Genomic DNA, 16,910 nt, shown 5'->3' with positions numbered 1-16,910 from the left:
GCTGAACTTCACACGGCGCCATTTTCTCTCATATTTTCACCGATATACCGCCAGCCACTTTAGATAGATCGTCTATCTATCCGTCAGGAGACGCGTCAGGCTCGCCGGCGGGCGGCGTCGACGGGCCGAAAACGTCAACGCCGGCCCGACAATGCAGCGGAGCTCAATTCTAGATTAAGGCCCGCTGCCTCCTTCGACGGTCCGCGATCCCCTACAGTCATTCGCAGTAACCGGTCGGCCCTCCCCGCAATGACCGGCCAGAACTGCGTCAAGGACGAAGAAACGCGCAGGATTCCGTCAAAAGCGGGGTCCGGTTTTGCGCTCGCGGCCAGACGCCCGTTGAACGAGGAACGACATGGCCAAGCGCAAGCGCCAGCTCTCCCTTTCGGTGTTCGTGCAGCTCTATGGCACCCACGCCCACGCCTGGCGCCAGCCCGAGGTCGCCGCCGGCGGGCCGCCGAGTCTCGCCGAATGGGCCAGGATCGTGCAGCAGCTCGAGCGCGGCAAATTCGACTTCGCCTTCTTCGCCGACTTCGTCGGCAACGGCGGCGACGAGGTGGGCGACGGACGGCGACCGCGCGGCGGCGGGTTCGAGCCGCTCACCCTGACCGCCGCGCTGGCCACGCTCACCCAGCACATCGGCCTGGTCGCCACGGTCAACACCAACTTCAACGACCCCTACAACCTGGCGCGCCGCTTCGCCTCGCTGGACCACATCTCCGGCGGCCGGATCGGCTGGAACATCGTCTCGTCGCTGGCTGACGGCGCGACGAAGAGCTTCGGCGTCGCCGATCCCCTGGACCATGGCGGCCGCTATGAGCGCGCCGGCGAGTTCGTCGAGGTCGCCAACAAGCTCTGGGATTCCTGGGAAGACGACGCCTTCGACCATCCGAACAAGGAGACCGGCGTCTTCTACGATCCGGCCTCCGGCCATCCGGTGCGCCATCACGGCAAGCACTTCAACGTCGACACCCTGCTGGACGTCGCCCGGCCGATCCAGGGCCGGCCGGTCTTCTTCCAGGCCGGCAACTCCGACACCGGGCGCGAGTTCGCCGCCCAGCACGCCGAGGTCATCTACGCCGCCGCCCAGACGATCGAGGAGGCCAAGTCCTTCTACGCCGACGTCAAAGGCCGGCTGGCCAAGTACGGCCGCGAGCCCGACGACCTAAAGGTCACGCCCGGCCTGTTCTTCCACATCGGCGAGACGCGCCAGGAGGCGCAGGAGAAGTACGAATCCTTCCGCGATGCGGTGGACCTCAGCGGCCGGCGCCAGATCATGGGCGTCGACGTCACCAACTATCCGCTCGACGGGCCGCTGCCGGAGAACCTGCCGATCCCGGCCAACGGCCGCGGCCGCTTCCAGCAGATGGTGGCGCTGGCCCGGCGCGAAAACCTGTCGATCCGCGAGCTGATCCTGCGGTTCTCGACCGTGCAGGGCCATCGCACCCTCGTCGGCACTGCGAAGGACATCGCCGACGAGATCGAGGCCTGGTTCGTGGGCGAGGCCGCCGACGGCTTCAATCTCAAGCCCTCGCTGCACCCCGGTTCGCTGGACGACTTCATCGACGGGGTTGTCCCGGAACTGCAGCGCCGCGGCATCTTCCGGACCGAATACGAAGGCGTGACGCTGCGCGACCACCTGGGTCTGCGCCGGCCGCCAAACCAGAACCTCATCGAGCCTTCGGCGCGCGTCGCGGCCGCTGGCTGATCCCCCCGCTCCTCCCCGAAACCTTCATCCCAAGGAGTCCGCCCATGGCCGACCTCCCCGCCGAGCTCGTCGCCTACATCGACGAGGTCAAGAACGACGCCATCCACGCCTACAACTTCCTGGAGGAGACCGACACGCTCTCCGCCAGCCGCACCTTCGGCGTCGCCCACCGCGCCCCGGAGCATGACGCGCTGATCTCGGTCCGCTTCCCGCAGCCGTGGGTGAAGAACCGCGAGCCGAAGGTCACCATCTCCAGGTTCTCGGAGCAGCCGGACCACATCCTCAACGAGGCGCGGCTCGAGGCCGACACCCTCGTCCATGTGCACACGCCCTACCTCTCGGCCTGGTCGCTGGCGCACAAGCCGTTCCCGATCCTCTATGTCGCCGCCCAGCGCCACCTGCTGGCGCGCGAGATCCCCAACCACCTGGAGCGCACCCGCTCGGTGCTCGAGGTGGTGCGCGAGCGGCTCGACAAGCATCCCGAGCTCGCCCCGCCGCCGGCCCTGCTGGAATCCAACGGCGGCGTGAACTTCTGGGGCAAGGGCGTGCTGCGCACCGCCCAGCTGATCCTGTTCGTCGAAGAAGCCGCCCGCTTCCAGGCGATCGCCGAGCAGATCGGCGGGGCCCAGGTCTACACCCCCGGCGCGCTCGACCTGCAGTGGAAGCGCACCGGTTTGCTCGAGAAGTCGCGCGCCTACGTCGGCTGACGCCCGCAGACAGGAAGGGATCGCCGGCGGATGTGGGCGTATCTGATCAAGCGCGTCGCGATGATGGCGCCGACCCTGCTCGGCGTCCTCACCCTGACGTTCGCCGTGACCCAATTCGTCCCCGGCGGGCCGATCGAGCACGCCCTGATCCAGATCGACGGCGCCGACGCCCGCGCCGGGGCGGAAGGCGGCGCAGCCGAGGGCGGCTTCACCTACAGCGGCCGCAAGGGCCTGGACGAGAAGCAGCTCGAGGACCTGAACGCGCTCTACGGCTTCGATAAGCCGCCGCTCGAGCGCTACCTGACGATGATCGGGAACTTCCTGCGCTTCGATCTGGGCCACAGCTACTTCCGCGACCAGAGCGTGATGAGCCTGATCCAGGACAAGCTCGGCGTCTCGGTGGCGCTGGGCGCCTGGACCTTCCTGCTCACCTATCTGGTCTCCGTCCCGCTCGGCGTGGCCAAGGCGGTGCGCGCCGGCTCGCGGTTCGACTTCGTCAGCACCGTGCTGGTGCTGGTCGGCTACGCCGTGCCGGGCTTCGTGCTGGGCGTGCTGCTGATCGTGCTGTTCGGCGGCGGGTCCTTCTGGGACATCTTCCCGCTGCGCGGCCTGGTGTCGGAGAACTTCGACCAGCTGTCCTGGCCGCAGAAGATCCTCGACTACCTCTGGCACGCCGCCCTGCCGGTGACGGCGGCCACCGTCAGCCACTTCGCCATGAAGACGCTGATGACCAAGAACACCTTCCTCGACGAGCTCAGCCGCCAGTACGTGCTGACCGCGCGGGCCAAGGGGCTTTCCGACAACCAGGTGCTCTGGAAGCACGTACTGCGCAACGCGCTGCTGCCGATGATCACGGCCTTCCCGATCACCTTCATCTCGGCCTTCTTCACCGGCAGCCTGCTGATCGAGAGCCTGTTCTCGCTCGATGGCCTGGGCCTGCTCTCCTACGAGAGCATCACCAGCCGCGACTTCCCGGTCGTGCTCGGCGCGCTCTACCTGTTCACGCTGATCGGCCTGGTCGTGAAGCTCGTCGCGGACATCGCCTACGTGCTCGTCGATCCGCGCATCAAATACTCCGCTTTGAAGGTCTGACATGGCGATCATCGACCGTCCGAGCGCGCGTCCGGCGCGCACCTTCAAGGTCCCCCGCGTCAACTTTGTCCCCGGCCGCCCCGGCGTTCCCGAGGTCGTCGAGGCCCCGCCGAAGTCCGGCGCCGCGGCGCGCCGCGCCACTTGGTGGGCGGCCTTCCGCGCCCACAAGCTCGGCTACTACAGCCTGTTGCTCTTCCTGGCGCTCTACGGCCTGAGCCTCGGGGCCGAGCTGCTGTCGAACGACAAGCCGCTGCTCATCCTCTACGAGGGCAAATTCTACTTCCCACTGTTCCGCGAGTATCTGGAGACGGCCTTCGGCGGCCTGCCGATCCGCACCGACTATCTCGACCCGTTCCTGCGGGAGCAGTTCGCCACGCCGGGGAACTTCGCCCTCTATCCGCTGAACCCCTATTCCTACGACACGCTGGCCTATTACGCCCGCGGCGTGCACCACCCGGGCGCGCCCACCGCCGACAACCTGCTGGGCACCGACACGGTCGGCTACGACATCCTGGCGCTGCTGATCTACGGCTTCCGCATCTCGATCACCTTCGCCCTGGCGCTGACCGCCGCCGGCACGGTGCTGGGCATCCTGATCGGCGCGGTCCAGGGCTATTTCGCCGGCAAGGTCGACCTCTTCACCCAGCGGCTGATCGAGATCTGGGGCGCCATGCCCGAGCTCTACCTGCTGATCATCTTCGCCTCGCTGTTCAAGCAGAGCTTCATCCTGCTGTTCCTGCTGATGACCCTGTTCGGCTGGGTCAGCGTCTCGGACTACGTCCGCGCCGAGTTCCTGCGGAACCGGCAGCAGGAGTACGTCTCCGCCGGGCGGGCGCTGGGCCTGTCGAGCTGGCAGATCATGTGGCGCCACATCCTGCCCAACAGCCTGACCCCGGTCGTGACCTTCCTGCCCTTCCGCATGAGCGCGGCGATCATGGCGCTGGCCAGTCTCGACTTCCTGAACCTCGGGGTGGCCGGCGCGCCCAGCCTCGGCAAGCTGCTGCGCCAGGGCAAGGAGAACCTCGACGCCTGGTGGATCTCGGCCGCCGCCTTCTCGGCGCTGGTGATCACCATGCTGCTGCTGACCTTCATCGGCGAGGCGCTGCGCGCCAGCCTCGACCGGCGCTCGGCCGGCCGGGCCAGGGCTTCGCTGTGAGCCCGGCCCGCATGTCCGCACCGCTGCTCAGCCTGGAAGACGTCTCGATCAAGCTTGGCGACAAGCTGGTGGTCGATCGCCTGAACCTGCAGGTCGGCGCCGGCGAGCGCGTGGCGCTGGTCGGCGAGTCCGGGTCGGGCAAGACGGTATCCGCCCTGTCGATCCTGCGGCTGCTGCCGCACGCCGAGGTCACCGGCCGCATCCTGTTCCGCGGCGAGGACCTTCTGGCGAAGAGCGAGGCGGAGATCCGCGCCATCCGCGGCGCCGACATCGCCATGATCTTCCAGGAGCCGATGTCGGCGCTCAATCCGGTCTACACGATCGGTTCGCAGATCGCCGAGGCCCTGGTGGTGCACGAGGGCCTGAGCCGCGCCGCCGCACGCGAACGGGCGGTGCAGCTCCTGGCGGCCACCCGCATCCGCGAGCCGGAACGGCGCATCGACAGCTATCCGCATCAGCTGTCGGGCGGGCAGCGGCAGCGCGCGGTGATCGCCATGGCGCTCGCCTGCCGGCCGAAGCTGCTGATCGCCGACGAACCGACCACGGCGCTCGATCTGACGATCCGCGCGCGGATCCTGCGCCTGCTGCTCGACCTCGCCGCGGATTCCGCCACCGACGCGACCGACGGCATGGGCATCCTCTTGATCACCCACGACCTGCCGCTGGTGCGCAAGTTCGCGCAGCGCGTCGCGGTCATGGAGCGCGGCCGGCTGGTCGAGGCCGCGGAGACCACGCGCCTGTTCGAGGCGCCGCAGCACCCCTACTCGATCAAGCTGCTCGCCAGCACGCCCAGGCGCAACGTCGAGCCGATCGCCAGGTCGGCGCCGATCGTGCTGGCGACGGACAAGCTGCGCGTCGAGTACCCCAAGGCCGCGCCCGGCTGGCGTGGCGTGCTCGGCCTGCAGGCGCCGTTCGTCGCGGTCGAGGGTGCGGACCTGACCCTGCGCGCCGGCGAGACGGTTGGCATCGTCGGCGAGTCCGGCTCGGGCAAGTCGACGCTGGCGCAGGCGATCCTGAACCTCACTCCCGCCCGCTCGGGCGAGATCCGCTTCGAGGGGAAATCGCTGAAGGGGCTCAGCAAGCGGAACACGCGCGTGCTGCGCTCGCGGCTGCAGGTGGTGTTCCAGGACCCGTTCGGCTCGCTCTCGCCGCAGCGGACAATCGAGCAGATCGTCGGCGAGGGGCTGGACATCCATCAGCCCGCCCTGCCGGAGGAGGCGCGCCGCGCACGCATCGTCCAGGTGCTGGCCGACGTCGGCCTGCCGGAGACGGCGCTGGATTTCTATCCGCACCAGTTCTCCGGCGGCCAGCGCCAGCGGATCGCCATCGCCCGCGCCCTGGCCCTCTCGCCGCAGGTGGTGATCCTCGACGAGCCGACCTCGGCGCTCGACCTGTCGATCCAGCGCCAGGTGCTCGAACTGCTCGCCGACATCCAGAAGAAGTACGGGCTGAGCTACGTGCTCATCAGCCATGACCTAGCGGTGATCAACGCCATGTCGCACCGGCTCTACGTCATGCACGAGGGCCGGATCGTCGAGTCCGGCGAAACGGTCTCGGTGATCACCAAGCCCGCCCATGAATACACCCGAAGCCTGATCCAGGCCTCCGACACGGTCGTTCTCCAATGAAGCGTAGCCTGGCGCTCGGCGCCGCCCTGTCCCTGCTCGTCGCGACCAACGCGATGGGCGCCCACGCCATCGCCCAGTTCGGCCAGCCCAAGTATCCGGCGGGCTTCGCCCACTTCGGCTACGTCAATCCGAACGCGCCGAAGACCGGCGAGATCAACCTCTCGACGGTCACCCAGTATTCCAGCTTCGACACCTACAATCCCTTCGCCGTGAAGGGGAAGGCCGCGCCCGGCGTCCAGGACCTGATCTTCGAGACGCTGACGGTGAACAGCCTCGACGAGGTCAACACCCAGTACGGCCTGCTGGCCGAGGACATCGCGATCGCGCCCGACGAGCGGTCGGTCACCTTCCGCCTGCATCGCCGCGCGCGCTTCTCCAACGGCGAACCGGTGACCGCGGCGGACGTCGTCCACTCCTTCGCCACCCTGACCGGCAAGGGCGCCAGTCCCCGGTTCCGCGCCTATTTCTCGGAACTGAACCGGCCGGTGGCGGTCGACGCGCGCACGGTGCGCTTCGCGTTCAAGCGCCCGGGTCGCGACCTCTCCTTCGTCGCCGGCAGCCTGCCGGTCTTCTCCCGCAATTGGGGGCTGAAGGCGGACGGATCGCGCGTCCCGTTCGGCGAGCTGCGCTTGACCCCGCCGATCGGCAGCGGACCCTATCTGATCGAGCGCGCGTCCAGCGGGCTCAGCATCACCTTCCGCCGCAACCCGAACTACTGGGGCCGCGACGTGCCCGTGCGCCGCGGCAGCTTCAACTTCCAGCGCATCACCTACAAGCTCTACAAGGACGCCGACACCCAGGTGGCGGCGATGCGCTCCGGCGACTTCGACTTCTTCGCCGAAACGCGCATGCGCTACTGGTGCTGCCAGTTCATCGGCAAGCGCTTCGACAGCGGCGAGCTGATCAAGGAGAAGGTCTTCAACGCCTCGCTGTCGCCGATGAACGGCTACGTGTTCAACCTGCGGCGCGAGCGCTTCAAGGACAAGCGCGTGCGCCAAGCCCTGGCCTTGGCCTACGACTGGGAGTGGCTGAACGAGAAGATCTTCGACAACGAGTTCGAGCGTCAGCAGAGCTACTTCGACAACTCCGCCCTCGCCGCCGCCGGCCGTCCGCAGGGCCTGGAGCTGGCGCTGCTGACGCCGCATCGGACGCGGCTCGATCCGGCGGTGTTCGGCCCGGTCACCGCGCCGCCGGTCAGCACCGGCCCGGGCGGTCTGCGCGGCAACTTCACCAAGGCCGTCGCCCTGCTGGCCGAGGCCGGCTGGACCAACCGCGACGGGGTGCTGCGCAACGCCAAGGGCGAGCCCTTCGTCATCGAGGTGCCGGGCGCCGGCGGGGTGCTGCTCGACGCCTACTACAACAATCTGCGCAAGCTGGGCTTCGTGCTGAAGCGGCGCGTCGCCGACCCGGCCGCCGACCGCGCCCGCCTGCGCGAGTACGACTTCGACTTCACCTCGTTCGCGCTGCGCAAGGCGCGCGACCCCGCGCCGGAGCTCTACCGCAACTTCCACGGCCCCGAGGGCCGCAAGCCCGGGGCCGACAACCTCGCCGGCGTCGACTCCCCCGTGGTCGATGCGCTGATCCTCAAGGTCCAGCAGGCCCGCACCCAGGCCGAGCTCGAGGCCGCGACCCGCGCGCTGGATCGGGTGATGCTGTCGGAATACTATGTACTCCCCTGGCGCTACCTGAAGAACCACTACATCATCCGAAACCGCAAGCTGAGGCGGCCGGCTGTGACGCCGCTCTATTTCGGCCCCTACGAGTGGGTGCTGGCCGCCTGGTGGGCCGAGACGCCGGCCCGCTAGAGCGCCACCGGCAGCGCCAGAACGCCCCCTCCGTCTCCCGCCTGCGGCGGGATCCCCCCCCCCGCTCCTCGGTGGAGGATCTGCGCGCATAGATGCTCCACCGCTTGCGGGGGAGCTGTCAGCGCAGCTGACTGAGGGGGCGTTCGGCCCGTGCAACCACGCTTCGTGCCAGAAAAAAAGGGGCGAAGCTTGCGCTTCGCCCTGAGGTTTCCTCCTGCGGCTCGGGTTACACCGCCAAGAGCCTCACGCCGCGAAGCGGCGTTCCCGGCGGACCAGGGCGCGGGCCTCCTCGAGCGGGCCCTCCTCGATCCAGTCGCGGGTGTTGAAGTCCTCGGCCAGGAAGCCCCAGTCGCGGAGGAAGTTCTTCTGCGCGTCGAGGCCGTCGACGTAATCACGGGTGAGCGCCGGGACCAGGCTGGTGGCCAGGTGCGGGAAGGTCTCGCGGGCGAGCTCCTCGCTGACGCCGCCGTCCTCGGCGGCGATGGTGCGGACCGCCTCGACCGGGTTGGCCTCGGCCCAGGCGCCGGCCCGCAGCAGCACCGCCAGATAGCGGACCACCAGGTCCGGATGGGCCTTCAAGAAGTCGCGGTGGGCGGTCACCGGACGCGGCGTGCCGTTGTTCACCCGCACCAGCGGATCGGCCTCGTCGGTCAGCTTGACCAGCTGGCGCAGGCGCTCGCCATACTGCCGCGCGAGCGTCACGCCGGACGCCTGGCGCAGGAACACCGCGTCGACCTCGCCGCGCTCGAGCGCGTCGAGCTGGGCGGCGCCGTTCGGACGACCGGTGCGGCCGCCGCCGCCCGGCGCGCCCTCGCGGGCGATGGTCACATCGACGAACTCCACGTCGTTGCGGGCCAGGCCGGCCAGCCCGAGCGCGCTGGCGAAGCCGTGCAGGGCTGCGCCGCGCTGGAAGTCGATGCTGATCCCCTCGTACAGCGGAACCGCCAGGCGCTTGCCCTTCAGGTCGGACAGGTCGCGCAGCGCGCTGTCGGACCGCACCACCACGGAGGCGAACTCGTCGACCCAGGTGATGCCCAGGACGACGGTATCGGCGCCCTTGGCGCGGGCCCAGATCGGCGGGATGTTGCCGCCTTCGCGGAACATGGCTTTGACGCTGTGGTCGAAGTGCGACTCCCGAATGTCGGGATTGTCGCGCAGCGAGGTCAGCCGGGTGCCCGCGCGGTTGAACTCCTCCGCGAACCAGCCCTTCTGAATCGCCACGGTCGAGGCCGTGGCCCCGCCGCAGCGGGTGTAAACGATCTCCACCGGGTCGTTCGATTGTCCGCTCATCACGGTGCTCCTTTTGCGGGGTTAGGCGGCTTGTTGAAGGTCGAGCTGGCGGTAGGCCGCCTCGAGCGGACGTCGGTCGATCCACGCGTCGAGCGAGAAGTCGCGGTCGCTGAAGCCGTGCAGCCACAGGAACGTCTTCTGCTGCGCGAACAGGGCGACGCGCTCGTACGACAGGTCGGGATGCAGGCTGAGGTGGAAGCCGTCGCGATAGGCGTCCTCCACCGCCGCGGCGCTGCCGCGGGTCTCGGCGCCCAGCACCTCGCACACGCCCTCGAGATTGCCCTTCGCCCATTCGGCGGCGCGCAGGGTCTCGGCGAGGAACTTCACCAGCAGGTCGAAGTGGTTGTCGATCAGGCTCTGATGGACGGTGATCGGCCGCGGCGTGCCGTTGTTCACGCGGAAGCGCTTCTCCGGCAGCTTGTCGAGGTCGATGCCGACCACCACGCCATGCCGGCGCGCCGCGTCCACCGCCGCCGCGCCCTTGACGTAGACGGCGTCGACCTTGCCGTCGGCCAAGTCCTGCAGCGCCCAGCCGGTGCGGTTGTCCGCATTGCGGTCGCCACGGCGGGAGGCCACCTCGACCAGCGCGACGTCGTCGAAGGACAGCCCGACCGAGGCCAGGGCCCCCTTGTAGCCGTGCAGCGACATGCCGCGCGCGATGCTGCTGCCGCGCAGGTGCTCGGGGATCGGATGGTCGGTGTAAGTCGGCAGCGCGAGGCGCCGGCCCTTCAGGTCGGCCGGCGTGCGGATGTCCGAGTCCGGCCGCACCAGGATCGACTGGCGCTCGTCGATCCAGGTCAGGCCGACCAGGCGGGTCGGCGCGCCCTGAGCCCGGGCGCCCAGCGCCAACATGTTGCCGCCTTCGCGGATCAGCGACGCAAGGTCGTGGTCGTAGTGGTGCCGCCGCAGGTCGTCGCGGCCGGACTCCTGCAGGGTCTGGACCTTGACGCTGTCGGCTTCGAAGGCCCGGTCCAGCCAGCCCAGCTTGTAGGCGAGGCCGGTGGCCGTCGGCACCGGGCAACGGGTGAACCAGATGGTATCCAGCGCCGGCGTGTTCGCCGGGCTCGGGGCAAGCTTAGTCACCATGAGCCATCCTCTTTCTGAACTGGGGTGAGTGGGATCAGAAGCTGGCGAGCAGCGAGACGAGCACGCTCCTCGGCCGGCCATACATCTGGTTGCTGGCGCCGTTGCTGACGGGCAGCGAGTGGTTCTTGTATTTCTGGTCGGTGATGTTCAGCACCGAGACCTGCGCGGAGAAGTGCTTGTCTTCGTCGAAGTTGTAACGGACGCGGCCGTTGAAGACGGCGAAGCTCTTCTGCGCCAGCACCGGATCGAAGGCGGTGATCTGCGAGGCGACCGTCGGATAGAAGAAGAACTTCGAGCTGTACCGCCCGTCGACGCCGAAATCGAACGAGGCGCCGTTGGAAAGCGGCAGGTTGTAGTCGACGGACAGGTTCGCCGTGTAGTGCGGCGAGCGCGGAGCCTGGGCGCCAAGGATCGTCGCGGTGTTGCCGGTGTCCTCGGTGTACTCGGTGTCGAGGTAGCCCAGGCTGCCGAACAGCGAGAGCCCGGTGATCGGCGCTGCGTTGAAGCGCAGCTCCAGGCCCTTGATCTCCGCCGCGCCGGCGTTGCGGAACAGCACCGTCGCGACCGACGGGTTGGCGGGGTCGAGCACGGTCGGGACGTTCACGACCAGGTTGGTGTAGTCGTAGTAGAAGCCCGCCAGGTCGGCCGACAGCTTCCCGTCGAACCACACCGTCTTCAAGCCGAGTTCGTAGGCGTCGATCTTCTCGGGATTGAGGGCGAAGAGCTGGTTGGCGCGGGTCGTCGTGCCGGGGATCACCACATAGCCGGTGTTGGTGTAGCCGCCCGGCAGCACGCCGTGGGCGTAGCGGAAGTAGGCCCTGACGCCTTCGGTGATCTTGTATTCCGGCGTGATGTCATAGGTCCACGCGCTGGTCTTCTGGGAGTCGCTGTCGGTATAGGTCAGGTCCCGACGCTGATAGAGCCAGAACCCGTTCGTCGGCAGGTCGGGGATGAAGCTGGCCTGCGTGCCGGCGGTGTTGGCCGCGCCGTAGATCCAGTCGATCGAGGTCTTCTCGTGCGACCAGCGCACGCCGCCGCTGACGTTGAAGCGGTCGGTGAAGGTGTAGCCGGCGCTGCCGAAGACGGCGTAGTTGTCGGTCGACTGATTGTAGTTGGTGTCGGTGAACTGCGGGCCGGTCCCCCAGGCGTTGGCCGTGCCGGTCGAGGCGCCGCGGACGTAATAGGCCTGAATGTTGCGGGTGCTCAGCCGCCCCGAGAAGCCGTAGAGCCCGGCCAGCCAGGTGAAGCGGCCGTTGTCCGGCGAAGTCAGGCGGAACTCCTGGCTGATCTGCCGCGACTTCGACAGGGCGGAGCTGAGCTGGAAGGGCCGGCCGTTGTTGTAGAACGGGCTGTCGGTGGGGATCGAGTTGGCGCCATCCCGGCCGGTCAGCGCGTTCTCCTCATAGGCGGAGATCGAGGTCAGGGTCGCCCAGCCGAGGTTCCAGTTGACCTTGACGTTCGAGCCGGCGGCGTCGAGCTCCTCCGGCTCCTGGTAGACCGTCGAGGTCTCGCCCCAGCCGGTGAGCGGCAGGCCGGTCGGATAGATCGACAGGAAGGCGCGCTGGGTGGCGGTAGCCGCGGTCAGCGGCGACACCGAGCTCGCCGCGAAGCTCGCCCCGAAGTTCTGGTTGGTGTTGTTGCGGGTGTGGACGTTGAACAGCACGTCCAGGTCCGCCGAAGGCTTGTAAAGCAGCTGGGCGCGGGTCGCGACTTCCTCGCCGCCGCCGTGCTTGCCGCCGGTGATCAGGTTCTTCTGCCAGCCGTCGAAGTCCCGGTAGTAGAACGCCACCCGCCCGGCGACGTCGCCGATGAGTTCGCCGGTGAACGCGCCCTGGACCGACTTCTCGCTGTCGCTGCCGTAGCTCAGCTGCGCGTAGCCGCCCCTGTCGAAGCTGGGCGCCTTGGAGACGAAGTTGATCGCCCCGCCGTTGGAGTTCTTGCCCCACAGGGTGCCCTGCGGGCCGTTGAGGATTTCCACCCGCTCGATATCGAACAGCGGAAAGCCCTGGCTGTTGATGTTGGCGATGTAGACGTCGTCGTAATAGATGCCGACCGGGTTGACGGTGTTGTTGCCGGTGTTGTTCGTCCCGATGCCGCGGATGAACCAACGCGCGCGGCTGGGGCCATGCGGCTGGGCGGCGTGCGCGTTGGGCACGAACTGGACGATGTCGTTGGTGGTGTTGATCTGCGCCGACTCGAGCACCCGCTCGCCGCCGACGACCGAAAGCGCCAGCGGCACCTCGGAGGCCTGCTCGCCGCGCCGCCGCGCATAGACGGTGATGCTGTCGGCCTCGGCCAGTTCGTTCACGTCGGTCACGTCAGCGGTCACGTCGGCCGTCGCGGCCACAGCGATCGCCTTGCCCTGCTGGTCCTCAGCGGCCAGGGCGGGCAGCGGCGCGAGCACGAGGGCGAAGGCGCTGGCGGTTTGCGACAGGGCGAGCAGATGCGCCTTCAAGCGGTTCATTGCGTAACATCCCCCAAAGGAAATACAGCGACCGTCACCCTTGGCGGCGGTACGGGGGATTTCTTATCGTCACGCTTTCCAGCTAGTCAGCTGCATCGAGTTTGTAGTTTTCCTACAACGTGAATCTTTCAGTCGGGGATCCGGCTCGAATGATTTATCCGCGATCGACTTCAGGACGTCGAAGATAAAGCGCCACTCAACTGTATCTGTAGAATTGCTACACATACGCCTACCCCCAGGAAGGGGCGCAGCCGGCCCTCCTCAGCCGCCGAGCTCGTCGAACGACGAGTAGTTGTGCCGGTGCAGGGTCGCATACAGGCCGCCGGCGGCGAGCAGCTCGGCGGGCGAGCCCTGCTCCAGGATCTCGCCGTCCTTCAGGACGATCACGCGATCGGCGTCGCGCACGGTGGCTAGCCTGTGGGCGATCAGCAAACAGGTACGCCCGGCCATGACGGTCCGCAGCGCCTCCTGGATGCGCGCCTCGACAAAGCTGTCGATGCTGGCTGTCGCCTCGTCGAGGATCAGGATCTGCGGATCGGCGACCAAAGCCCGGGCGAAGCTGATCAGCTGGCGCTCGCCAACCGAGAGGTTCTGCCCCCGCTGCTCCAGTGCGGTGTCATAGCCGTGCGGCAGGCGAACGATGAAGTCGTGCGCGCGCACCGCCATGGCGGCCCGGACCACGTCCTCGCGGCTGGCCCAGGCGCTGGCGTAGCGGATGTTGTCCAGCACCGTACCGGTGAACAGGAAGGGCTCCTGCAGCACCATGCCGATGTTGCGCTCCAGGCATTGGCGGCTGAGATCCCGCACGTCGTGGCCGCCGACCCGGACCTCGCCCTCCCACACGTCGTAGAACCGGCGGGTCAGCGCCGCGAGGCTGCTCTTGCCCGATCCGGTCGGGCCGACCAGAGCCACGACCTGCTCCGGCTCGATGCGGATGTCGAGGTTGCGCAGCACCGGCGCGCCTGGCCGATAGCCGAAGGTCACGTTGCGCAGCTCGACAGAGGGCGTAAGCCGCGCCGGCGCCAGGGCGCCCGGCCGGTCCTGCACGTCGAGCGGGACGTCGATCACCTCGAAGATGCGGTGCGCCGCCGTCGTGGCCCGCTGCAGCATGGTGTACTGCTGCGAGATCGTCCGGATCGGGTCGAAGAACCGTTGGACGTAGAAGATGAAGGCGACCAGCACGCCCAGGTCGATCCGGCCGTGCAGGACCAGCGCCCCGCCCCCCAGCACCACGGCCGCCATCGCCGCACCCGTCAGCACGTCGACCACCGGGACCATGGTCTGCGCCGACCAGGAGGCGGCTCGCTGCGCGCGGAAGTTCTCCAGCACCCGGACGGTGAACTCCTGCAGGTTGAGGCGCTCGCGCCGCAGGGACTGCACCACCCGCACGCCGGCGATGTTCTCCGCCAGCACGCCGTTGACGATGGACGAGGTTTCGCGCGCCCGGGTGAAGGCCGCCTGCGCCTTCGGCAGCCACAGCGCGCGCACCACGATCAGCACGGGGACCAGCAGCAGCGTCGCCAGCGCCAGCCGCCACTCCATGGCGAACAGCACGACGGTGATGCCGAGCAGCAGCGCGAGGTCGCCGACCGCGCTGATCGAGGTCTCGAAGAAGTCCTGCAGCGCGTTCACGTCGCCCTGCAACCGCGACATCAGCCGGCCCACGTGGCTGCGGTCCATGAAGGACAGCGAGACCTTCTGCAGGTGCTCGAACATCGCCCGGCGCATGTCGAAGATGACCCGCTGGGCCAGCCGCGCGGCGGTCATGTCGTTCAGGTAGCTGGCGGCCGCATTCAAGCCGATCAGCCCGACCAGGCCGGTGATGATCCACGGCAGCGGCAGGCTGCCGTCCTTGCCGGTGATATGGTCGACCGCCAGGCGAATCGCGTAGGGAATGCTCACCTGGGTGGCGACGAAGGCCAGCACGGCGGCCATGGCGCCGGCGAAGGCCAGCTTGTAGGGCGCGACGAAGCCCGCCACCCGCCGCAGCGCGCCGGAGTTGACCTCGACGAACAACTCCTGGTGCGGGCGGCGCGCGGCGACGTGATCCTCGTCGGGGGCGGCGGCGCGGCTCATGCCGACACCCGGTCGGCGGCCCGCTGCGGCTTCGGCTCGGCCGCGGCGGTCTGCATGGCGTAGAGCTCGGCGTAGTAGCCGCCGGCGGCGACCAGACCGGCGTGGTCCCCGCGCTCGACGACCCTGCCCGCCTGCAGGACGATGATCTCGTCGGCGTGCATCAGCGACGACAGCCGATGCGAGATGATGAGCGTCGCATGCGAACTCGTCGCCTCGGCCAGCGCGCGGCGCAGGCCGTGCTCGGTGGCCGCGTCGACCGCCGAGGTCGCGTCGTCGAAGATCAGCACGCGGGCCTCGGCCATCAGGCCGCGGGCGATCGACACCCGCTGGCGCTGACCGCCCGAGAGGCTCGCCCCGCGCTCGCCGACCTGGGCCTCGTAGCCGGCCGCCAGGCTCTCGGCATGATCGTGGATATGGGCGATGCGCGCGGCGTCCCGCACCCGGGTGCGACCCGCCTCGGGCGTGGCGTAGGCGATGTTGCGCTCGAGGCTGTCGTCGAACAGGAAGGCGTCCTGGGAGACCAGGTTCACCGTCCGCCGCAAGGCGGCGAGTTGCAGCTCGCGAACGTCGACGCCGTCCAGGGTGATGCGGCCGCCGGCCACGTCGTAGAAGCGCGGGACCAGCTGGGCGATGGTGCTCTTGCCGCAGCCGGACGGCCCGACCACGCCCAGGGTGTGGCCCGGCTCGAGCGTGAAGGACACCTCCCGCAGCACCGGCGTATCGGCCGCGCCCGGATAGGCGAAGCTGACGTTCTCGAAGCGCAGCACGCCGCGCGGCTGCTCCAGCGCCACCGCGGCGGGGGCGTCGCGGATCGTCGGCTCGACGTCGAGGATCTCGAACACGCGCCGGCCGGAGGAGATCGCCCGCGCGCCTGAGTTCATCACCATGCCGATCTGCCGCACCGGCAACTGCAGGATGGTCATGAAGGCCAGGCACTCGGCCAACTGGCCGATGCTGATCGCGCCGACCGAGATCCGGTGCGCGCCGACGCCAAGCACCAGGGCCAGCGCCAGGTAGTAGGCGGAGCTGATCGTCGCCATCGAGCTCGAGCGCAGCCGGAAGCGGGCGTTGGACAGCGCCAGCGCGGCCTGGGCGGCGGCGTCGAACTTGCCCATTTCATACGGTTCCGCGCCGAAGGCGCGCACAACCCGCACGCCCTGCAGGTTCTCCTCCATCACCCGGGTGACGACCGCCTGCTGCGCCTGCAGTTTCGTCCAGGCGAGCCGTAGCAGCAGCCCCATCCGCGCGGCGCGCCAGCCGGCGAAGGGAATGAAGCTGAGCGTCGCCAGCGCCATCACCGGGTCCTGGGCCACCAGGCCGACGCCGCCGATGGCGACCAGCAGGGTCAGCGCGATGATCCGCTGCATCCCCACCTCGATGAAGCCGCGCACGCCTTCCAGGTCGAGCATGCCGCGGGTGATCAGGTCGCCCGAGTGAACGCGGTCGTGAAAGTCGAAGCCGAGCTGCTGGAGCTTGTCGAAGTAGGCGAGCCGCAGGTCGCGGGCGACCTGCTGGCCGAGCGTCTCGCTGTGGAAGCCGGCGACCATCTGCATCAGGCCGCGCGCGGTCGACGCGGCCAGCAGCACCAGCGCGGTGACGCCTAGCGCGCCGAGCGCGAGCCGCGGCTCCATCGCCGCCTGCTTGAGCAGGACCTGGGACTGGTCCACGGCGCGGCCCAGAAGTCGCGGGATCGCCAGGTTGAAAATGGTGGCGATCAGGCCGGCCGCCGTCGCCAGCGCGAACCGCCCGGGATAGCGCAAGGCCAGGCGGACCACCCGGGCCAAGGTCTTCGCCGCGGTGTCCCGATCGATGCCCAGGCGCTCGGCGATACCTTCCCGCTCCGGCCCCGAACGCAGCACGCGCGATCCCCCTCTCGGCCGCCCCGCGGCAATTCCTAC

General features: G+C 68.7%; 11 protein-coding genes. 6 read left to right on the top strand and 5 right to left on the bottom strand.

Annotated features, from left to right (window positions below; genetic code table 11):
• Window positions 1-355: 355 nt before the first annotated feature.
• Genes ACSQ14_RS23570 through ACSQ14_RS23545 form a run of 6 tightly spaced genes read left to right on the top strand, consistent with a single transcriptional unit; the run spans window position 356 to window position 8,096 of the window.
• Window positions 356-1,708, top strand: coding sequence for an LLM class flavin-dependent oxidoreductase (locus tag ACSQ14_RS23570; RefSeq protein ID WP_436017111.1), 1,353 nt, complete (start codon window positions 356-358; stop codon window positions 1,706-1,708).
• A 44-nt stretch (window positions 1,709-1,752) separates the two neighbouring features.
• Window positions 1,753-2,415, top strand: coding sequence for a class II aldolase/adducin family protein (locus tag ACSQ14_RS23565; RefSeq protein ID WP_436017109.1), 663 nt, complete (start codon window positions 1,753-1,755; stop codon window positions 2,413-2,415).
• A 30-nt stretch (window positions 2,416-2,445) separates the two neighbouring features.
• Complete coding sequence (locus tag ACSQ14_RS23560) at window positions 2,446-3,507, top strand: microcin C ABC transporter permease YejB (RefSeq protein ID WP_436017107.1); 1,062 nt, start codon at window positions 2,446-2,448, stop codon at window positions 3,505-3,507.
• Window position 3,508: 1 nt separating this feature from the next.
• The gene (locus tag ACSQ14_RS23555; protein WP_436017105.1) at window positions 3,509-4,663 is read left to right on the top strand and encodes an ABC transporter permease; all 1,155 of its coding nucleotides are present in this window, start codon (window positions 3,509-3,511) and stop codon (window positions 4,661-4,663) included.
• A gap of 11 nt (window positions 4,664-4,674) precedes the next feature.
• Window positions 4,675-6,291 carry an ABC transporter ATP-binding protein gene (locus ACSQ14_RS23550; RefSeq protein ID WP_436017103.1) on the top strand — a complete coding sequence of 539 codons (1,617 nt, stop codon included), beginning with the start codon at window positions 4,675-4,677 and terminating at the stop codon, window positions 6,289-6,291.
• Window positions 6,288-8,096: an extracellular solute-binding protein gene (locus ACSQ14_RS23545; RefSeq protein ID WP_436017101.1), complete on the top strand. Its 1,809-nt coding sequence runs from the start codon at window positions 6,288-6,290 to the stop codon at window positions 8,094-8,096. The genes ACSQ14_RS23550 and ACSQ14_RS23545 overlap by 4 nt, the downstream gene beginning before the upstream one ends.
• Before the next feature lie 243 nt (window positions 8,097-8,339).
• Here ACSQ14_RS23545 and ACSQ14_RS23540 read toward each other — a convergent pair whose 3' ends face one another.
• The 5 genes from ACSQ14_RS23540 to ACSQ14_RS23520 form a co-directional block, all read right to left on the bottom strand.
• On the bottom strand, window positions 8,340-9,386 hold the full coding sequence (locus tag ACSQ14_RS23540; RefSeq protein WP_436017099.1) for an ABC transporter substrate-binding protein: 1,047 nt from the start codon (window positions 9,384-9,386) through the stop codon (window positions 8,340-8,342).
• A 21-nt stretch (window positions 9,387-9,407) separates the two neighbouring features.
• Window positions 9,408-10,472, bottom strand: a complete 1,065-nt coding sequence (locus tag ACSQ14_RS23535) for an ABC transporter substrate-binding protein (protein WP_436017097.1) — start codon at window positions 10,470-10,472, stop codon at window positions 9,408-9,410.
• Window positions 10,473-10,506: 34 nt separating this feature from the next.
• A complete protein-coding gene (locus ACSQ14_RS23530; protein ID WP_436017095.1) occupies window positions 10,507-12,936 on the bottom strand; it encodes a TonB-dependent receptor in 2,430 nt (809 codons plus the stop codon).
• Window positions 12,937-13,197: 261 nt separating this feature from the next.
• Window positions 13,198-15,012, bottom strand: a complete 1,815-nt coding sequence (locus ACSQ14_RS23525; RefSeq protein ID WP_436017093.1) for an ABC transporter ATP-binding protein — start codon at window positions 15,010-15,012, stop codon at window positions 13,198-13,200.
• A complete protein-coding gene (locus ACSQ14_RS23520) occupies window positions 15,009-16,871 on the bottom strand; it encodes an ABC transporter ATP-binding protein (protein ID WP_436017091.1) in 1,863 nt (620 codons plus the stop codon). The genes ACSQ14_RS23525 and ACSQ14_RS23520 overlap by 4 nt, the downstream gene beginning before the upstream one ends.
• Window positions 16,872-16,910 lie beyond the last annotated feature (39 nt).

Source organism: Phenylobacterium sp. LjRoot219, from assembly GCF_964252995.1.
In the GTDB taxonomy this organism is placed as follows: domain Bacteria; phylum Pseudomonadota; class Alphaproteobacteria; order Caulobacterales; family Caulobacteraceae; genus Phenylobacterium.
Note: the sequence above shows the minus strand (reverse complement) of the source record. Positions and strands in the feature narration are given on the sequence as shown.

What these genes read in the sequence shown, in the direction of transcription:
- ACSQ14_RS23570 (WP_436017111.1), top strand. Translation starts at nt 356, where the DNA reads ATGGCCAAGCGCAAGCGCCAGCTCTCCCTTTCGGTGTTCGTGCAGCTC.
- ACSQ14_RS23565 (WP_436017109.1), top strand. Translation starts at nt 1,753, where the DNA reads ATGGCCGACCTCCCCGCCGAGCTCGTCGCCTACATCGACGAGGTCAAG.
- ACSQ14_RS23560 (WP_436017107.1), top strand. Translation starts at nt 2,446, where the DNA reads ATGTGGGCGTATCTGATCAAGCGCGTCGCGATGATGGCGCCGACCCTG.
- ACSQ14_RS23555 (WP_436017105.1), top strand. Translation starts at nt 3,509, where the DNA reads ATGGCGATCATCGACCGTCCGAGCGCGCGTCCGGCGCGCACCTTCAAG.
- ACSQ14_RS23550 (WP_436017103.1), top strand. Translation starts at nt 4,675, where the DNA reads ATGTCCGCACCGCTGCTCAGCCTGGAAGACGTCTCGATCAAGCTTGGC.
- ACSQ14_RS23545 (WP_436017101.1), top strand. Translation starts at nt 6,288, where the DNA reads ATGAAGCGTAGCCTGGCGCTCGGCGCCGCCCTGTCCCTGCTCGTCGCG.
- ACSQ14_RS23540 (WP_436017099.1), bottom strand. Translation starts at nt 9,386, where the DNA reads ATGAGCGGACAATCGAACGACCCGGTGGAGATCGTTTACACCCGCTGC.
- ACSQ14_RS23535 (WP_436017097.1), bottom strand. Translation starts at nt 10,472, where the DNA reads ATGGTGACTAAGCTTGCCCCGAGCCCGGCGAACACGCCGGCGCTGGAT.
- ACSQ14_RS23530 (WP_436017095.1), bottom strand. Translation starts at nt 12,936, where the DNA reads ATGAACCGCTTGAAGGCGCATCTGCTCGCCCTGTCGCAAACCGCCAGC.
- ACSQ14_RS23525 (WP_436017093.1), bottom strand. Translation starts at nt 15,012, where the DNA reads ATGAGCCGCGCCGCCGCCCCCGACGAGGATCACGTCGCCGCGCGCCGC.